Annotated in this window: 1 protein-coding gene and 1 pseudogene; both read right to left on the minus strand. The window is 40.7% G+C overall.

All coding sequences use genetic code 11. From position 1 onward, the window contains the following. A pseudogene (locus A1232T_RS13470) lies at positions 1 to 354 on the minus strand (IS1 family transposase); the annotation flags it as partial. Positions 355 to 382: 28 nt separating this feature from the next. Next, on the minus strand, positions 383 to 622 hold a 240-nt coding region (locus tag A1232T_RS13475; protein ID WP_279625902.1), incomplete at its 5' end, for an IS1 family transposase.

The following is a 622-nucleotide window of genomic DNA, read 5'->3' on the forward strand; positions in this document are numbered from 1 at the left end:
CCTAAATGCTCGCCTTACTCGATGTCTGATAGTGCAATTATTACCTTCAATGCCGACCGTGAAAAACTTGCCAATGACTTGGGTAAAGCCCTTAAAGCCAGTAACAAAGCTATCCCAGGTATCACTAGCGATTCTAGCACAACTTACGCCTAAGGCTTTCAGCTTAGCTTTAAGCTTTTTGACAGTGTTAAGGTCTCGTTTTCCCCACACATAGGTAACAATTTCACCTGTGTCACGGTGATAGGCATAAATTAGCCATTGTTTGTTGATCTTTTTACCTACGAATGTCCAAAGCTCATCGACTTCAAGACAGTCATATTGCCTTTGCTTGGGGGTTATTTGGTAGTGACACTTTGGTGGTGGTTCAAAAAGTAGGCTAACATTAGACATACCCATGATTGATGTAAAAGAAAGCTAAATCAAAGGTTTTAAAGTGATTTTCCAGTTTTTTAGAAAAGTTACAACTTCGCCTAAATGCTCGCCTTACTCGATGTCTGATAGTGCAATTATTACCTTCAATGCCGACCGTGAAAAACTTGCCAATGACTTGGGTAAAGCCCTTAAAGCCAGTAACAAAGCTATCCCAGGTATCACTAGCGATTCTAGCACAACTTACGCCTAA

Origin of the sequence: Psychrobacter pasteurii (genome assembly GCF_900162815.1) — a bacterium.
GTDB classification, from domain to species: domain Bacteria; phylum Pseudomonadota; class Gammaproteobacteria; order Pseudomonadales; family Moraxellaceae; genus Psychrobacter; species Psychrobacter pasteurii.